Below are 16,985 nucleotides of genomic sequence, written 5' to 3'. Positions count from 1 at the left end.
CTCTAGAGGCCGTAATTGTCGACGGACCGTCCAGGCTGCAGATTGTCGGTCGCACTTGACAGCGGCAACTGCAACTGCGTCGCGGTCGAAGTACGACAGCCGAGGGCCTCGGGCGACTACTCGAGTCCGTACGAGAAGAGAATTCGGACATTCGGAAGTCGGCGACGTAAATTGCATTTTCCGTACCAGCGTGGCTGAAACGCCAGTTCAGCACAGTTTTTGGTCCGGAGATCTGTCGGTCACCTGCGCTAGGCTGCCGACATGGACTTCCCACCAGCTCGAATGCCTGCGGCAGGCAATCCAGCGCAGGTATCGACGGCCGTGGAACCCGAGATCCCGCCCGCCGTCGCCAAGCGGATCGCGCAGGCGGTCGAGTCGTCCCGGTCCGAGGGGACTCGACGCACCTATGCCGCCGGCTGGCGTCGCTTCGCGGGCTGGTGCGAGCGGGAAGGCCATGCCTCGTTGCCGACGCACCCGGTCACCGTCGCCGCGTACCTCGTCGACGCCGCCGACACCCGCACCGAAACGGGGGAGCGGGCCTACGCCGCCGCGACATTCGGCACCTGGATCGCCGCGATCAACCATCAACACCGCACCACCGGGCACCTGTCCCCAACGGCGCACGAACTCGTCACCGCAACCCTGTCCGGCATCCGCCGCGAATACGCGACCGCAGGGGAGCGCCCGCAGAACCGACGAGCCCCGCTACTGGTCGACGACATCAAGGTCCTCGTCGACACCGCGCGCGAGCGGTGCCGCGGCTGGGCCGACGATGTCCTCGAACGTCGGGACTCGGCGATCCTGCTGCTCGGCTTCGCCGGCGCCTTCCGCCGCAGCGAACTGTCCGAGCTGCTGTGTGGGGATGTGACTCTCCATCGCCTCGACGGCCTGCACATTCGAATGCGGAAGTCGAAGACCGACCAGGAAGGCCGGGGTGCGGTGAAAGCGCTGCCGTACACCGACTCCCACGAGACCTGCCCGCCCTGCGCGTACGTCCGGTGGGTGCAGGTCGTCGCTGCCTACGACATCGGGGGCCGGCCGTCCGTAATCCGGCTCCTGCGTAAGCGAGAGCCATTCATCGAACATGCGTGCCGTGGGGGAGTGCCCCGCACCGCCGCCCGAGCGCCACTGCTGCGGGCCATCGCCCAGAACGGCAACCTCGGCGCAACGGCGCTGTCCGGGGCCGCAATTCACAAGACCATCCGTCGCCGCGCCGAACACGCCGGATACGACCCCGCCGCACTCACCAAGCTCGGCGGGCACTCCCTCCGCGCCGGCTTCGTCACCCAGAGCACCCGCAACGGCGCCGACAGCACCGCCATCGCGCGCCAGACCGGACACACCCGCCTCGACTCCATCGAGGTCTACCGCCGCGAACACGCACCACTAGTGGGCAATGCGGTCACCGAGATCGGCCTGTAGTAATTAAACTAGGCGGAGTTGCGTTCGATACGCCAGTGCAACAGTTCTGACCGAGACACCCTCTGCAGGCTGAAGGCGCAGACCCCTCTCCTGCAGCTGAATCGAATGCGGTGTCTATTGGTGCTGTCAGCTCTGAAGGCGGACCTCGACCGCTCTGAACGGGTTCGGGATGCCGGCACTGGTGCTGGCGACGAAGTCGACCTCGACCTGTTGGCCCTCGCGCAGTTCGAAGTTGCTCGTTCCGTAGACGTCGACGATGCAGTGGAAGAACACCCAGCACCCGCCTGGAAGATCGGGCGCATCGAGAACGCCGAATCTGCCTTCTGTGTGCCAAGAACGGACGGTGGCAACGGTCGTGCGGGGCTCGGGATCTGGAAGCGCCCCTTGCACCAGCATCGCCGCTCGCGGGACCAATGTCTGAGGGTCGAGGACCGCGGACCAGTAGCCCCGGGTGACGTTCAAATGAAGTGTCAGGGCCGGGCCCCCGGCTTCGGTCACGTCGAGCAACTCGTCACGACCGAGGAGCTCGTGAACCTTGCTGTAGTCGTTGGCACGCACGCCGTCATGTAGTTCGCGCACATCGCCGACTTCGGTGACCTGGTGTTGGCGTGTTGCGCTGTTCTTGATCAGTGTCTGATGGAACCGCGCTAGCGCAGTCGTCGAGACGTTCGTGGCAGCCGCTTCGACCAATTCGACGATTCCGACGAAACGTTGACGAGGTGGGGTGGGCAGGCCGCGATAGATCCCCTCGTTGTCGAGGTGCGGTTGGTAGTCACTGAAATCGAGGTTGCCGATCGACAGATTGTTCTCGATCGACGCGAGTTCGCGGGGCACGGCGCGGAAACTGACTATCGCCTCGTCCTCCGCGCTTCCGGTTCGTCCAGGCCTGACTACGAGTACTGGATGCTCAGGTCGCGTAATTGTCAGCTCGTCGACGATGAACATGTAGCTGACCGGGGCAGACGCGAGAGCGAGGAGATCTTCCGGTGTCGTCCGCTCGTAGGCGCGGTTGTCGACCACGGTGAAGAATCCCTGCGCCCGCGCTCCGTCTGGCAGACGCTGCTCAGCCTGCACATCCGTCGAGACCTGTTGCCACGTGCTCTCGTTGGAAAAGTCGGTCCGGACGAGCAGAGACTGCCCCGGGGGCAACGCATTGGACATGAGTCGAAGAGTACTGCGGCCCTTCCGATAACGTCGACTGGTGAACGTTCTCGATCGTTATGGATCCGCAGCGGCGGTGTTGCTGGCTAGCTTCGTTGCAGTGGTGGCGTCCAAGTTGTCGTTGGGCTACGACTCGACCCAGATCGAGCAAAGCGACCTGTGGTTCAAGCATTTCGTCACCCCACAGTGGTCTGGATTCGTCGTTGTCGTAACGGCACTACTCGCGATTCTCCTGCAGCGGAACAACAATGGGCGCCGACTTCCTATTGCAGCCGCACTCACTGGCGCGGCTGTCATCGCCATGCCGTCCGTGGTCCCGATCATGGCGAACCAAGCGGTGACCGTAACGGCTGCCGGCAGCGGCCTCCTGCTGGCCGCATCGACGCTGGTAGCGGTAGCGAACCGGTGTACACAACTGTGCGTGATCGTCGGTGTTTTCAGTGGAGTGCTCTTCTGGGGCGCCATCCACCAGCACATTCCGGCCGACGAAAACCGGTGGATGGTCACGCTAGGCCCCAGTCCTGTCGATGCCGCCGTCCACCCGATCATTCTCGCCTTCACCGCAGTAGCCATCGCACTTGCAGCTCGTCGCGGCGACATCGGAGTCGTCGGTCCGGACAGACGGGCGATCGCTGGGCTGCTCGCTGTGTCCAGCGTTTTCCTTCTCGTCTACGTTTTCCTGGGTTCGAAGATGTCCTCGACGCCGGTGTGGATCGTGAGCGTAATCGTCGTCGGTGCCGCGACGACGGTGGCAACCAGGTTGCTTCCCGTGCGGGACCGCACAGTTGTGTGGACAGGGTTCGGGGTTGCCGCCGCGTCAGTCAGCGGGCTGGCATGGAACCAGGGCTCCTGGTGGGTCGTCGTAGTCGGCGTGGCCGCTCTCGCAGCCGGAATCTGCGTCGCCAACTGGACGCGGCGCCCATGGCTGGGGATTCTCCTGTTGGCAGCAGTGACGATCAGCGGATTGCTCACCGGTAGCGCCTCGCTCGACATCATCCCCACCATCGCGTACGCGGTGGTGTTCCCTGCCGCGGTGGGATACTCCGCCGCATCGTCGGTGCCCAAGGGAACGGCAGCAGCCGTATTCGGGTCGACGATCCCCTTGTCGGTAGCGCTGTTCTCGGTGTCTGCCCCAGCCACACCTGCGACGTTCTACTGGAGTAACGGTGCAGAAAGCTCGCCGCAGCTGCCGGTCGTGGCCGCGGTGTCCCCGCTGCCGATCGGTATCCTCATCGCGACCCTGGCGATCGTGGTCGCCGGTGTGGCAACGGCGAGGCCGACCGCGACGAATGGTCAACGCGCCAGCTTCAGTTCCTAGCACTCTGCTCATCGGCGACACCAACGGACGGCCGACCGTGGCCGCGCAGCGTCAGACGAATACCTCACATTCGAATACTGCACCTTCACCAGTAGAGTGATCAGAATGCACTGACAAGCAACGGGTTTGAGAAAGTTTGGTTCGAGACCAGGCTATGCGGTGTTCCGTAAACCGGGTCAGTCGTTTGCGAGACTCCACTCATCCGGTTCGAAGCCCGGGCGCTGATGCAATGTCGGCCAGTTGCTCCACTGTGAATGCACCGGTGATAGAAACGTCGATCAGACTTCCGTCTGGGGTATACGCGCGTGCGCGGCGTCCGTGCCCTCCATCGGAGGTGTCGACAACGGTGCCATCGTCGAGCACGTGGCGTTCGTCCACGTACCCGATGATGCATGGTCCTGCCCGTTCGGTGGACTGTTGCACGACGACGGTCAGGTTGCCCTCTTCGCCACCGAACGATACGAGTCCCTGTGCGGTGGTCTCGCTTCCGAATGGTTGAAATTGCAGCGGGGTGTGGAGCGAGTAGGGGAGGACTTCCGTGGTTCTCGGTAGTGCCGCGCGGAGAGCATCCGTCATTGTCAGCGCCTTCGTTTCCGAGAACCATCCGTAATCGGGATTCGCGTAGCGCTTGTCCTCGATGAATGCATAGTCGATGTGGTGCGTGGCGTCGGGCTGAACTACCTCATCGCAGCCGGGGATTGTCTCGGGATCCGACTGCGGATCGTTCAGTAGACCTCCCGCGACGATGCCGACGGCAACGACAGCGACGATAACTCCTGCTGTCGACCAGGCCGATGCAGACCTACGCGGTCCCGCGTTGTTCATGCTGTCCCGTCAAAGTTGGTGGCTGTCCGCAAGTTAGGTGACATCCTCCCATGAACGGGCACACGGAAATCCTGGCACTACGCAGCATCATTTGCGGGCGTCCACGTCCCGAGTCGCTCACAAGTCTGCGTGTACGGCGTCCAACGAATGCCGAACCGGTTGGGTCGGGCGAAAGTGCCCCTTCACTCTGCAGGACTAGCCGCCGGGCGGGACGTCGTGCGTCGTGGGAATACTGCAGGTTCGAATATTGCACCTTCGCCAGTAACCGAACGTAATTTATACTAAGACAACGGGTTACGGCATCGAAGTCCAAAACGAGCTAGGTCGCGATGCGCAAGGGTGGCACCTAGTATGAGACATTTGCTCGTTGCCTCCAGTATCAGACCGTATGGCGCGACGTCGGCAGTCACGCGTAAATCCAACCGCGACATCGTCAGCGACGCTTTCGGGCGGACCGTTGCCGACAGCTAGGGTTGGACGTCGTCAGCTGTTGAGGGATGGGGTCGGCTGCAGCGAAATACCTGGAATCCCACTGAATCGGCCAGACAGAATCTGCAGTTCAGCGCGTAGTGCCGGGTAAAGATCGATCAAAGCTGCTTCGATGAACGCCGACTTCTCCTCGTCGGTGGCCTCGTCGAGCGTCGATGAGTCCAGATCGCCTTGATTGCCTTGCTCGACCTGCTGCTCGTTTGCGTAAAGACCTGTCACTGCGACCCCGACGTACATCAGGTCCGGCCGATGAAAACGAGTCTCTAGCGTTGCAAGGACAGTACCGTTGGTCCATCCGCGCACCGTCGCCGAACCTTCGGACATTTCCTCATACCAGGAAGGAGACGAATCAACGTGCGGGTAGTCGCGTTCGAGTAGGAGCTTCACCGGATCTATGTGGCGCAGAGCCAGAGCGGCAAGCTTGACGGTCATGCTGTCGAGACCGCGGTAGAGAAGGAGTGGGCTGAGAACTGCCGCCGCAGAACAGTTGCCGACGGGACTGGAGTAGTCGCTCTAGAGTCAGGCTCCGGCGACTCGGCCGCTGTCCAAGTGGCCATGAAAGCGTCTGCCCTTGCGCCCACCGTCCTTTTCCTATGCTCCGTCCGAGAGCATACGTCGTAGGTCACCATTGCTTCGACCGCTTTTGCGTAACGTCTGATGGTGGCAAGGGTGGCGTTGGTGCCGCCTTGCTCGAATCTCGACACCACACTCGCGTCGACGTTCATGCGTGCGGCTACTTGCGAGCCGGATAGGCCGAGCTCGACTCGTCGGTTTCGCAGCTGGCGCACCAGCTCATTTTGAGCGCGCGCAAGGTCGACGCCGAGAAGCTCGGTTGCATCGGCGGTCTCCATGCCGGGAATAATCATTGCTGCCACCACCTCGTATCAGTTTGCGCTGCTATCCTTGCCTTATAACGCAAGGATAGCAGTCGTTTAGTTCCAGGTCCGCCAGTATCGCGCAGGCTGGTACCTCTCGCACCAGTGAATACCTCGCCACATCGCGTCGCGCATGTGTTCGGTTTGCTGAGCTTTGTCGTACGCGCCCGCGACGCCCTTACCTGCCGTAGGGAGGGACGACGCCAGGATGAGAGTGGTCACTTCGTTCGGGGCGGATGTCGTTTCGAGGAAGTAGAGGCGAAAGTCCTGCGGCGTGAGTCCGCGGGTGCCTTCTGCCTTCAACTCGCCCAGCCACGGCATGGACTTGCGAGTGAAGTGCCTGCGCTGATCGACCGCCTGGCCGACTGGCACGAGATAGGAGCTGCCCCCATTATCGTCTGCATCGAGGCCAATCTCGAAGGCGTCGAGGATGAGTGCAGCGAGCACTTCGTAGGCATCCGCGTCGGTGGCTTTCAGCTCGGCAAGTTCAGCTTTGCATGCGTCGGTGAAGTCCCAATCGCAACCGGGTGTGTGGATTCGGCTGACTCTGAGATGCTCAGGGACAGCACCAATGCGGTGTCTGCGCTGCTGCGTCACCGCTGATGTCCCTTCGCAGACTGGGAGGTTCCAGGCACCGGCCCGTCCGAGCCCGTTGCGGAGACACTATCTCAGGCCCCATATGGCCTGAGGTGGCGCGTAGTGCGCATTGCGTGGAACCAGTGTGGCCACCGGTCGGTCGCAGCGGTGGCGGAACCTACTCGCTGCGTATGCGTCAGCAGCGGTCTTGCTCGCGGTGGTTGGGACGTTCGTGTGCCGTGAAGCGGGCGGGTGTCGGGGGGGCTCGTTCGGCCCGTCCTGACTTGTGACACATGTCGCCGATCGAATGAATCGGCCACGTCGGGTCAGACAGTGTGCACACATCTATTGGAAAGATGGAGTCGAAGAACGCGCCGACGGCCGTTTGGGTCAAGAAGCTGCGCCTGGCCGTCGGCGTCGGCGTCGGTCCTCGCCGCTGAAGAGCGATCTACGTTTGAGTCAGTTGTACGAACTGACCAAGTCCCCTGGCGAAGGACCCTAAAGCCTCTCCGTGAGTTCGCGTGTGTCGCACTGCGAATGGCGCGTACTGTCCGCCGTCCAGCACTTTCTCTATAGTCCTGTATAAGCCAAGATATTCCTGTCCTACGAACGCATTGTTGGAGGGGTTCTCGATCGGCAGGATCGAAATACGATTGCTGTTTCGGAGTCCGTCGAAGTATCCGAGCTCCCACGGCATCCATCTCGATGCGCTGGCAGCCCTCGACGTCGCGTAGATAAGGCTCCGAGAATCGGACATCTTCTTTCGAAGCCTGACAGCGGTGGCGGGTGACACGGCGGCTCGATCAAGGTGGGGATCATCGATCCAATCGACATATACCCGCAGGCCCTGCGATGAAAGGAGAGAATGCAGTCCTAGAATCACGCGGGCGTCGAGCACACTGTGGCTGAGAAAGACGTCGATCGGCCCCACCAACGATTTCGAAAACTGGTTCAGGCGTGCCGAGGCGTCGCTGGCTGTGCGCAGTCCGGATGCAGCCGACAGTTCGGCTTCGGTGTAGTAGGAGGGCATGATTCGACCATAACTGGCGCATTTTCTCCACAGGGAACGAATTTTGGGACCGACATGTGCGCGGGTAGTGGGCTGTCCTCATGAACATCGTGAGATGAGGCTCGCGAGCCACGGCGTAAGCACAATTCCGAGGCCGGCGAGTAGAAGCGGCCCGTACACTGGCGCTACGGCCCAGGACAAGATATCGCGGCGATCCGGCCAGTAATTTCTGTTTCGGCCCTCGGTACCGGCAAGTGCGGGGTTCATCGAAAACAGAGGCACATTGTCGCCGGATGCGACCTCGTCGTAAAGCGTGCGGAATGCACGTTCTTGTTTCAAGTAATTCGCGTCGAGGATCCCGAACACCAACAGAGCCAATATGCCCACGATCGCGACGAGAGGTGAACTTTGGGTCAGTGCGTATCCATATGTTGCGGTCACGATCGGCAGAGCCCACGTTTTTGCAGTTGCCGAAGCTTGCGACATCCTTGTGATGACCGATTGTATGAAGGACAGATGCTGGCGGCGGTCCTCCGCCGAGGGCGGGGTGCGTGTGGAGTCGGTTTCGAGCGCTTCCCGAATCGCACGTGCGGCGCTGTCCAGCGAGCTCGCGCTTTCCGTGGATCCAGTCGGCCACAGCGCGGGCATCCTGTCGCCGTCCCAGCGTGGCACGACATGCACATGTACGTGCGGGACCGTTTGGGTCGCGGCGTGGCCGTTGGACTGGATGAGATTGAGCCCGTCCGGTGACAGAGCCCCCCGCAGCGCATGAGCTATCGAAATCGCAGACTCGGACAGGGCAGCAGTCTCCGAGGATTTGAGACCCCACACGTCCGGGACGTGCCGGTGCGGCACGATCAGGGTGTGTCCGCGCGTAGCAGGTTCTAGAGGGAAGAATGCAACCACCCGATCGTCTCGGTACACCTCCCGCACGTTCGGATCATTGCCCGCCACGATCTCGCAGAACGCACAGTCAGGTCCGTCGTTGCTCACGAACGTCTCGACAGACCGCGTTCAGACCAGGCTTGGAGGTTGCTGCGCAGTGTGTTGTACGTCAGCTGGGAGTCGATTCGGCCGTAACCGTCGAGTCGGGTCGGATCGAAGATTGGAACCGTGTCGGTAATTCCTGCTGCCTTGAACGGATCGGAACCGGCGCGATCGATCTTTCCCATCGCCGACAGCCCGTGAATTCGTACCCCGAGCAGCGGCTTGCAGTCACGCCATGCCTTGCTGATTTCGTAGCGCACCCATGGCCGATCAGCAGTCTCCTGACCGACAAGAACGACGACTGCTCGCTTGTACTTCATCTTGTCGTCGATCCAGTTTTCGATCGCCCCGTCGCCTCGACCCTTGACCTGTTCCCATTCCTGGGCATTGAGCAGAGGCTGACCCTCCAGAGCGTTCACATTGCGGACCAGCTGCACTCGGTGCACATCTCGGGTGTAGTGGAAACTATAGAAAACGGTCTTGGCCACGGTGCCCCCTGTGTCGGCAGTAACGGTGAGCTCTGCATCTGTCGCTCGGAGCGTACCTGTGGCCACCGACAAGTAACGCAGGCGAGAGCCACCTCGGGGCAGTACCTCTAGTTGCATACCTGCGCGGTTGCTTGACCTAGAAGTCCGCATCCTTAGATCGAAGGCAGTTCGGACCCGGCTAGGTAGACCAACTGCCAAACTTTCTGTATGGAACTTGTCGGCGATGGCGTGTGCGCTGCCCCGCACCCCCTCAGCGCTACGCAAAATATGGACCCGGGCGTCCCACTCGACGCCCTATTTCGGTCAGCCAACGCGATCGAACCGCCCTGACCGGTGCACGCCCGAGCCCCGGTGGAGCCATGTACCCCGTGATTCGGTGGCGGCCGGAACGTCTGGCTCGGCTCAAACCTCGCCCGCAATCTATGTGTCCCGCTTTCTGACTACGAGTACTGCGGTTGCAGTAAGGACTGTCGCGATGGCTGTGAGGTACAGAAGTGCCCACCAGGGCGGAAGGGCCGCTGCGGTGTCCAGCCACGGCAGCGCCGTGGATGCTTCGATTCCGCCGTCGAGCAGGAATTGCGTAGCCATCGTGAAGGGCATCCACGGCTGAATGGCAGAACTGACGGCAGGGATATCGGCGACGAAGTTCTCGACGATCAAGGCGTAGAACGCGATGAGCGCTATTGCCGAAGTTGTGTTTCGTACGATCATTCCGACCGCTACGGCGGCCGCAGCGCCCACCATATAGATCAGTCCCGAACCTGCGACGACACGCAGCTGCGCACCGTCTGTAATTGACTCGACGCCGCCAGGGTGAACGAGTGCGGCAGTTCCATAGGCGAGCCAGGAGGCGATTTCGCCGATCAGCAAGGCCAGAACGCAGACGGCCGCGGCCTTGGCGAGTACGACCGCGGTCCGATTGTCCGCAACTTGGAGGGTGAGATGTATTGTTCCGGTTCGGTATTCGGCCGTAGCGGCAAGGACTGCGATGATCACGATGAGCACGAAGCCGGGAACAAGTCCGATCTGGGATGCAATGGCCGACCGGGAAATGTTGTGATCCGATGCGAGGCGATTGAGGTCTGCCCACAACAGTGCGTGGCCGACTGCGACGGCCACGATCAGGGTGCTGCACCATCGGGTGGATCGCATCGAGATGAGTTTGAGGAGTTCAGCTGCCACCATGCGCAGCACTACACCTCTCAAGTCTCCGATTCGACTGTCAATCATGTGTTGCTCCCGCAGCATCTCTGATCAGATTCACAAATACGTCCTCGAAGGAACCACGGTCGGTTGTGACCTCTGAGAGCACGAGTTCGTGTGACGCGGCGATCATGGCTATCTCTCGACGTTCGGCAGCTGCTACCAACAGACTTGGCACCTGCTCTGTGCCACGCTCGGTGTGTCTACTGCTGTCTCTGGACGTGGGGATTTCCTTGGCCAGTAGTGCTTCTTCGAGTTTCGACAGTTGTGGTGACCGGATATGCAGCATGGTGCCACCTGTCAGTGCGACGAACTCCTCGCTCGTGCACCGTGTGAGAAGGCGACCATCGTCGATGATCACCAGATCGTCGGCCAGCAGCGCGATCTCCGATGCTGAACGGCTGGCCACCAGCACGGTCCGCCCGTCGCGGGCGAGTCGGGCCAACATTCCACGGGTCCACGCAACATCTGCGGGCTCGCCTTCGTTGAAAGGTTCGTCGACGACGACCATCGGTGGGTCTCCGAGAAGTGCCGCCGCCATGCCGAGACGTTGCAGCATCCCACTGGAGAAGGCAGCGATCTTCATGCCGGCGGCATCCCCGAGATCAACCTGCTCTAGAACTTCGTCCACGCTTCGCGTGGGGAGCCCGCCGGACAGGGCCGCACACCTCAGATGAGTGCGGGCGGACCGATGTGGATACACCCAGCCCGCATCGAGCAGTGCTCCGATTGTCGTTGCTGGCAATGCCAGGTCCGCTGGATGGTGGCCATCGATGAATGCGTGACCACTTGTGGGGTGCGCCAGTCCCAGCAGCATCCGCAGGATCGTCGACTTACCTGCTCCCACGCGACCGAGAAGCGCGGTGATGCGGCCTTCGCGAGCGGTGAATGTCAGATCGTCGACAGCAAGCGTTGATCCATACCGCTTCGTCAGCCGGTGAGCCTCGATCACGGCGTCGCCCTCCTATCATCAGTGCTGCATGAGTGTTGAACGTTTCCGGACCGCACCGCAATCGATGCACTGTCCGGGTGATCCCTGTGGATGAGACCCAGGACGAAAAAGTCGCGTTGTCGAGGACGACAAGTGTTGTCCTGGAACCCATCGCCCGCTCTGGCATCGGATACAAGCTGAAACACCGTCTGCCAAAGGTCACGCTCGCGCCGCCGCCTATTGCCGAACGATCCGGGTGGCAAGGACTGCGATGCCGAAATACTGTGCACTGCTCACGCGCTCCCCGGTCCATCTGAGCAGCTCGCGCGCCCGTCACAGCAGGCCGTGACTTCTAAGTGATTGCACCACGTCTGCTCCGTCGGGTGGTACCGGAGAGAATTCTCCGTGGACGTGCAATGCGAGTACGCCGAACCGTGCGGACGTGTCGCTTGCTCGCTGAATCGCCACTGCGATAACGAATCCGCTGCCGTCCGACGGGACGTTGGCAGTCCGGTAGAGGTACCGCTGAACGCCGACGACCACCTCGGCCTGTTGATGTCGGCGGTCCGTATCCGTGTGGTCTATCCAGTGCAGATCGGTCAAACCTGCACATTCGAAGGTGAGACGGAACAACGTGTCATCGGATCCTTCGCCGTCTGTGGCTTCGACGCCGCCGCTTGCTCCCTGAATCGGCGGCGCCCAGTTCGTCGCCCACGGTGGCCGCGTTTCGGTATCGACGTAGTGGGTGTACGGCGCGGTCGCCGGAGTGCTGCATGATGTCGAATCGACGGCGACGTCTCCTGTCAGGGAACAGGACGCAATACCGGGCATCGTGGCAGTCAGTGCCGCAACGGTGGCGATGATGCGGCGCCGACCGCCCACCGTGGGACGACTCACCGGGCGAATTTTTCGCTGAGGGTGGCGCTGATGCCCCGACCACGAGTGCGAACCATGTTGTCGATCAGAATGTTTCTCGCTTTCGGTCTCGATCCGCGCTCGACGATGACCATGTGACCGCCTGCCGAAAATGCGGGTACAGGAGTTTTCGCGGCCGCCGCTTGGTGTCGCAGCGCCCTTCGACGGGGGTACGGTCCTGCAGTCCGTCTTCCCGCCTCGATTTTTCGAGTCTGCCAGCTTTCTCGGTGTTGGTTGTTCTCGAGCGTCCTGGGTGTTGTCGGCTCCGTCATGACGCCTCGGCACGTGTGGTTTTGTTGTGCCAGAACGTAATCGCGACGTGCGGTAGCAACAGTGGCACTACCGTGACGATGCCGCTGACTGCCGCCGCTGCGAGTGGACCGGACGCCTCGGCGTGCAGCGAGACGATAAGCGCACCCAGCAGGCTCGCTCCGGTGGCCGCTCCGGCCAAGGCGCGCACACGCAGGGGCGGTGCGACTGGGTATCTGCCGCTCAGCCACGGAAGTCGGTGACCGCGGTTGAGTATCGACAACCGAGTGTTGAACGCTGTCGCGGACGTAGCCCCGGCAACAAGCAGGACAACGGCGACGATGATCATCCCCTGACCGTACCGCAGGGTCTGTAAACTATGACGTTGTCGCTGCACGTTCTGCTGACTGGTCGCAGCCAGTAGGGCGGGTCGCGCGAAGGTCACGGCCTGAGTCGTCGTACCACCAGGGTCGAAGCGCCGAGTGCCAGGGCGGACACCGACAGCAGTAATGCCGCCTCGGTCCACTGGAATCGCCAGAACTGATTGTTCTCGTGGTATTCGGTTTCGAAGCGGTCGGCGCCTTGGGCGGCAATGCATTCGGAGTACCGAGTGATTTCCCGCTGGTTGATCGCGTCGGAGCGCACCTGCCACTCGGCGTAGGTCTCGTCGGGGCGCTGTTCGGCCTCGTTCCAGTACGTTCCGCCGTCGCACAGGGAGTAGTCGATGGTCAACTTGTTTCCGGCGGCGTCGACGTAGTTGGCATCGACGATCCAGCGCGCGGAACCACCGATGTACTCACCGGTGCCGGCCACGTCGTACAGGGGACTGACTTGGACGAGCGGCGCTGCATAGTGCGGTCGGATGCCCACCGACACGAGAACCAACAGGCCGACAACGGTGACCAAGGTCAAGACCATGGCCGCGATGGTGTGGCGCACCCATAACGCGAACAAGCTTCCGATGATCAGCGCGAGCACGGTGTAGGTAGCCGGCATGAGGGCCGAAGTCTCGAAAATCGGAAAGGCGAAGCGCGAGTCGCCATATCCGGACAACGTCTGCCACCATGCATTGCTGAGGGAGCGCGATGCGGTGAAGACGATGCCGAGCACCAGCATCGCAAGTATCACCGGGACGAAGACGACCAGCACTCGGGAGAAGTACCAGCGGAGCCGGCCGACGGACTGAGACAGCGACAGTACGTGTGTCCCACGTTCGATGTCGCGTGCGAACACCGCAACGCCGACGAACAGTCCGATCAACACCGGCAACGCGACGGTCAGCAATGTCGTTGCAGTCAAGGCTGTTTGGGTGATGCACGCCGACGATTGACTTCCGAAGCACAGATCGAATGTTCCGAAAGAGCTTGCGTACGAGACATTGCGGAGGGTCCACGCTGCCAGGAATGTGACGACGGCGACCAGCGTGATGACCGCCAGAGCGCCGAAAAGAGTTGTACGGAACTGGCGATACGTTGCCCAGAACATCAGCTCACCTCGCCGAGGTGAGCGAGAACGACATCGTCCAGGGTGGCCGGGGATACGTGCGAGCCCGCTGGCCGTGGTCCACGTACGACGTAGGTGTTCGACTTCGATCCCAGTGTGTACCCCACGATCTCGCCGCCGCTTGCGTCGAAGCGTGCTGCGGTGGTCACGACGTAGTGGTCGTTCACGATCTGCTCTGTCTCCCCATCCAATTGCATACGGCCGCTTCGCAACAACAGGAGGCGATCGGCGACATCCACCAACTCGGCCAGTACATGCGAAGACAGCACGATGGTCGTGCCGCGTTCGGCGGCGTCGAGCATCAAGGTTCGAGCGACCGCGCGTCGGGCGACGGGGTCGAGGTCTGCGAGGGGCTCGTCGAGCAGAACGATCTCCGGAAGTCGTCCCAGCACAAGAGCAATGGCAACGCGGGTCCGCTGACCCGGCGACAACGTCTTCACTCTGCTGGACAGCGAGACACCGGCGTCATCGACGATGCTCGACGCGTATGCGTGATCCCACCGGTCGTTGGTGGCGCGGCCGAAGCGGAGGATCTCGGCGACGGTGAAACGTGTGAACAGTGGTTTGTGCTGAGCGAGGTAGGACAGGCCAGGTGCAATCCCGCGTTCTCCTACAGTGCTACCGAGAACGGTCACTGCTCCCGAATCGGCTTTCAGCAGGCCGACCATCACCGACATCAAGGTGGTCTTGCCTGCGCCGTTGGATCCGACCAGCGCGGTGATCGATCCTCGCTGAAGCGAGAAGGAGCACGCGTCCAGGACTGTCTTGCCGCGGAACGACTTGCTCACCTCCGACGCGTCGAGCACTGTTTCGGTCACGTCACTGTCCTTCCGGTTCGGGGAATTCGCGGTCTAACGCAGCAGCGACGAGCGCTTCGAGATCGGAACGGGCAAGCCCGGCGTTTGCGCCATGACCGACCCAGGCATCGAGTTCGTGTGCGAGAGCGGCCTTCTCGGCCATTCCTGACTTGGCGAGCGAGCCGACGACGAAGGTGCCCAAACCGGGCCTGCCCTCGACGAGCCCGTCGTGCTCGAGCTCCTTGTATGCCTTGAGCACGGTGTTGGGGTTGATCGCGAGGGTGGATACGACGTCTTTCGCTGTCGGCAGTTTGTCGCCGACAGCCAGGTCACCGCGCCGGAGCGCGTGTCTGACCTGCAGTGCGAGCTGCACGTACGTCGGGATACCCGACTTCCGGTCGATCCTGAACTCGATCACCAACACCCTTTCACTAAGGTTGTAGGTAATTAGTGCCAGACGTTGGTTCGGAAGTCAACAGGACTCTGACTGCTGGCCCCATTCGGTCCGGCACGTCGGCGCCCGTAGAGGGTTGGTGACCCTGTCCGTGTCCGACCCGCGCGGGCGGTGTCCAACCCACCTCGCGCGTGCGCACGCTGTTGACGAGAGCTGGCCTTTCACTACAAGGTGTATTGATGTCCGAATTCGACAGACCACCGACATGAGGAACCGAGCGCCGCGCGCCGACCACCGCAGTGTGAGGCTCCGACGCCCCGACTCTGCCAACCTGTTCTGTCTCGGCCTTACCACGGTGATGTACGCGGCGGCGTGGGAAGCATTGGGAGACAGCGTATATTGGCTGATGCTGTCCGCTGCAACGATCCCGGCCTGCTTCGGCGCACTGTGCATCGTGATGTATCGGCACGGCGCACGTGATGATCCGCAAGGCCTCAGGAAAAGCTACGCCTTGGTCTTCGCTGCGTCGATTCTCGCTCTGCCCTTTGGGCTACCGGTTCTCACCTCGCACACAGGCGGGATCACCGTGCTCGGAACCGGTTTCCTCGTACTCGGTCTACGCGAACGCTCGTGGCAGGTGTGTGCGGCTGGTGTTCTGGCCGCTGCGGTAGGCATAGTTGCCGCGCAGGCGGCAACGAATAACTATTCGGCCTCCGACGCTGTTTTCGGTATCTGGAGCGCCCCAATCAGTGTGGCGTGTCTGGGGATAGCAATCCTCGTGGGCGGTACGTTGACGTATGTACAAGAGACTCGAAAGTTCGTTTCGGCAGTCGGACTGTAGCCTGAGCTCGTGAGGTCGTGTGAAAGATCGGCGACGGCAAAGACATCCGACAGCGCTACAGCAGACAGCAGTGGCAGGCTCGCAACACAGCATCGAGGAGGGATCGGAATGCTCGGTGCTCGCGCGGTGAGTCGCCGATGGCTGTCGGTGACGGTGCTCCTGACACTTCCCCTGTCCGCGTGTGTGATTCATGGCGACGGCAACGAATCACGAACCCTGGCGACGCAGACACCGACTCCTACAGTTGTCTCATCGACATCCGCCGCCGACGGGCCCGGCGCGTTGTATCCCGTTCCTGATCTGGGTGATTCGACTCAGCAGCGCACGTACGTCAAGTTCGAAACCGGTCGCGCTGGCTCACCTCTGCTTACGGCTCCGGACGAATCGGTGGTGTGCAGAAATAATCCGGCCTCCGGTTCGCGCTCATATCAGGCAGTCACCAGTGACTTTTCGCAGTTCGACGCAGGAAGCATCCGCCCAGGCGAGGACTTTTCGGTCGAGCTGTACATCGCAGGCGCACCCGGTGCGTCGGCGACGCGGAACCAGTCGAGCATCCAGCCTTCCAATGCTGTGTGGCTGTCCTACGTTACAGGCGACGGAGTGCACCACACACTTCACACGCAAGATCGACTGACGGTGCACCTTGACTACGACAACGGTTCGGGGAGCGTTAGTTTCGCTGCAACCATGCCCACGGCAGGACCGGAGCGGGAGATATCGATTACCGGCGTGATCTCGTGCCGCACTACCGACGAGTTTCCATGACCCTCTATGTGGCATGAGCCGGACAGCCGTGCACGAGAAGTTGAACAGTACTGATGCCTATACAGGGCAGGTATCGGGCCAAGTGGTGTAGTTCCGATCCCTTCGGCGGTGCTGGCAGGCGTCGGAAATATTGCGGCACAACTGAACCGTCCTGGATCTGATGGAGACCTGGTTCAAGCCACCTCGCGATCGGAGGTGGCTGCCGAGCACTGCTGACGGTACTCGTTTTCGTAGTCG

General features: G+C 61.7%; 19 protein-coding genes. 4 read left to right on the top strand and 15 right to left on the bottom strand.

Annotation, left to right across the window (positions count from 1 at the left end):
• The first annotated feature begins 261 nt into the window (after positions 1 to 261).
• On the top strand, positions 262 to 1,422 hold the full coding sequence (locus CHB96_RS27890) for a site-specific integrase (protein WP_371829062.1): 1,161 nt from the start codon (positions 262 to 264) through the stop codon (positions 1,420 to 1,422).
• A gap of 126 nt (positions 1,423 to 1,548) precedes the next feature.
• On the opposite strand, the gene CHB96_RS29900 is transcribed toward CHB96_RS27890, so the two are convergent.
• A complete protein-coding gene (locus CHB96_RS29900) occupies positions 1,549 to 2,583 on the bottom strand; it encodes a DUF6924 domain-containing protein (protein ID WP_176444541.1) in 1,035 nt (344 codons plus the stop codon).
• 40 nt (positions 2,584 to 2,623) lie between these two features.
• Here CHB96_RS29900 and CHB96_RS27880 point away from each other — a divergent pair, with 40 nt between their 5' ends.
• Positions 2,624 to 3,901, top strand: coding sequence for a hypothetical protein (locus CHB96_RS27880; RefSeq protein WP_089252496.1), 1,278 nt, complete (start codon positions 2,624 to 2,626; stop codon positions 3,899 to 3,901).
• A 198-nt stretch (positions 3,902 to 4,099) separates the two neighbouring features.
• Here the strand turns inward: CHB96_RS27880 and CHB96_RS27875 are convergent, their stop codons facing one another.
• The 4 genes from CHB96_RS27875 to CHB96_RS29895 form a co-directional block, all read right to left on the bottom strand.
• The gene (locus tag CHB96_RS27875) at positions 4,100 to 4,726 is read right to left on the bottom strand and encodes a hypothetical protein (RefSeq protein WP_089252494.1); all 627 of its coding nucleotides are present in this window, start codon (positions 4,724 to 4,726) and stop codon (positions 4,100 to 4,102) included.
• A gap of 483 nt (positions 4,727 to 5,209) precedes the next feature.
• A complete protein-coding gene (locus tag CHB96_RS27870) occupies positions 5,210 to 5,647 on the bottom strand; it encodes a hypothetical protein (RefSeq protein ID WP_089252492.1) in 438 nt (145 codons plus the stop codon).
• Entirely contained in the window at positions 5,644 to 6,066 is a 423-nt protein-coding gene (locus CHB96_RS30480) for a helix-turn-helix domain-containing protein (protein WP_176444540.1), read from the bottom strand. Before CHB96_RS30480 ends, CHB96_RS27870 begins: the two co-directional genes overlap by 4 nt.
• A gap of 81 nt (positions 6,067 to 6,147) precedes the next feature.
• A complete protein-coding gene (locus CHB96_RS29895) occupies positions 6,148 to 6,411 on the bottom strand; it encodes a hypothetical protein (RefSeq protein WP_176444539.1) in 264 nt (87 codons plus the stop codon).
• Between the two features lie 15 nt (positions 6,412 to 6,426).
• On the opposite strand from CHB96_RS29895, the gene CHB96_RS29890 reads away from it, so the two are divergent.
• Positions 6,427 to 6,693 carry a hypothetical protein gene (locus tag CHB96_RS29890; RefSeq protein ID WP_176444538.1) on the top strand — a complete coding sequence of 89 codons (267 nt, stop codon included), beginning with the start codon at positions 6,427 to 6,429 and terminating at the stop codon, positions 6,691 to 6,693.
• A 421-nt stretch (positions 6,694 to 7,114) separates the two neighbouring features.
• Here the strand turns inward: CHB96_RS29890 and CHB96_RS27855 are convergent, their stop codons facing one another.
• The 10 genes from CHB96_RS27855 to CHB96_RS27810 form a co-directional block, all read right to left on the bottom strand.
• Positions 7,115 to 7,696: a toll/interleukin-1 receptor domain-containing protein gene (locus CHB96_RS27855; protein WP_089252486.1), complete on the bottom strand. Its 582-nt coding sequence runs from the start codon at positions 7,694 to 7,696 to the stop codon at positions 7,115 to 7,117.
• A gap of 78 nt (positions 7,697 to 7,774) precedes the next feature.
• Positions 7,775 to 8,668, bottom strand: coding sequence for an HIT domain-containing protein (locus CHB96_RS27850; protein WP_089252484.1), 894 nt, complete (start codon positions 8,666 to 8,668; stop codon positions 7,775 to 7,777).
• Complete coding sequence (locus CHB96_RS27845; RefSeq protein WP_245866272.1) at positions 8,665 to 9,150, bottom strand: TIR domain-containing protein; 486 nt, start codon at positions 9,148 to 9,150, stop codon at positions 8,665 to 8,667. The genes CHB96_RS27850 and CHB96_RS27845 overlap by 4 nt, the downstream gene beginning before the upstream one ends.
• A 420-nt stretch (positions 9,151 to 9,570) precedes the next feature.
• Positions 9,571 to 10,302, bottom strand: a complete 732-nt coding sequence (locus tag CHB96_RS27840; RefSeq protein ID WP_176444537.1) for an ABC transporter permease subunit — start codon at positions 10,300 to 10,302, stop codon at positions 9,571 to 9,573.
• Positions 10,303 to 10,372: 70 nt separating this feature from the next.
• A complete protein-coding gene (locus CHB96_RS27835) occupies positions 10,373 to 11,305 on the bottom strand; it encodes an ATP-binding cassette domain-containing protein (RefSeq protein WP_089252478.1) in 933 nt (310 codons plus the stop codon).
• 312 nt (positions 11,306 to 11,617) lie between these two features.
• A complete protein-coding gene (locus tag CHB96_RS27830) occupies positions 11,618 to 12,181 on the bottom strand; it encodes a hypothetical protein (protein ID WP_089252476.1) in 564 nt (187 codons plus the stop codon).
• A 286-nt stretch (positions 12,182 to 12,467) separates the two neighbouring features.
• Positions 12,468 to 12,797 carry a hypothetical protein gene (locus CHB96_RS27825; RefSeq protein WP_089252474.1) on the bottom strand — a complete coding sequence of 110 codons (330 nt, stop codon included), beginning with the start codon at positions 12,795 to 12,797 and terminating at the stop codon, positions 12,468 to 12,470.
• Between the two features lie 92 nt (positions 12,798 to 12,889).
• Positions 12,890 to 13,933 (bottom strand): ABC-2 membrane transporter-related protein, encoded by a 1,044-nt coding sequence (locus tag CHB96_RS27820; RefSeq protein ID WP_089252472.1) that lies wholly within the window; start codon positions 13,931 to 13,933, stop codon positions 12,890 to 12,892.
• Positions 13,933 to 14,769: an ABC transporter ATP-binding protein gene (locus CHB96_RS27815; RefSeq protein ID WP_089252470.1), complete on the bottom strand. Its 837-nt coding sequence runs from the start codon at positions 14,767 to 14,769 to the stop codon at positions 13,933 to 13,935. The genes CHB96_RS27820 and CHB96_RS27815 overlap by 1 nt, the downstream gene beginning before the upstream one ends.
• A gap of 1 nt (position 14,770) precedes the next feature.
• The gene (locus CHB96_RS27810; RefSeq protein ID WP_089252551.1) at positions 14,771 to 15,166 is read right to left on the bottom strand and encodes a GntR family transcriptional regulator; all 396 of its coding nucleotides are present in this window, start codon (positions 15,164 to 15,166) and stop codon (positions 14,771 to 14,773) included.
• A gap of 241 nt (positions 15,167 to 15,407) precedes the next feature.
• Here CHB96_RS27810 and CHB96_RS27805 point away from each other — a divergent pair, with 241 nt between their 5' ends.
• Positions 15,408 to 15,983: a hypothetical protein gene (locus tag CHB96_RS27805; protein ID WP_089252468.1), complete on the top strand. Its 576-nt coding sequence runs from the start codon at positions 15,408 to 15,410 to the stop codon at positions 15,981 to 15,983.
• Positions 15,984 to 16,985 lie beyond the last annotated feature (1,002 nt).

Source organism: Rhodococcoides kyotonense (assembly GCF_900188125.1).
Taxonomy (GTDB): domain Bacteria; phylum Actinomycetota; class Actinomycetes; order Mycobacteriales; family Mycobacteriaceae; genus Rhodococcoides; species Rhodococcoides kyotonense.
This window is presented reverse-complemented; position numbering and strand designations above follow the sequence as displayed.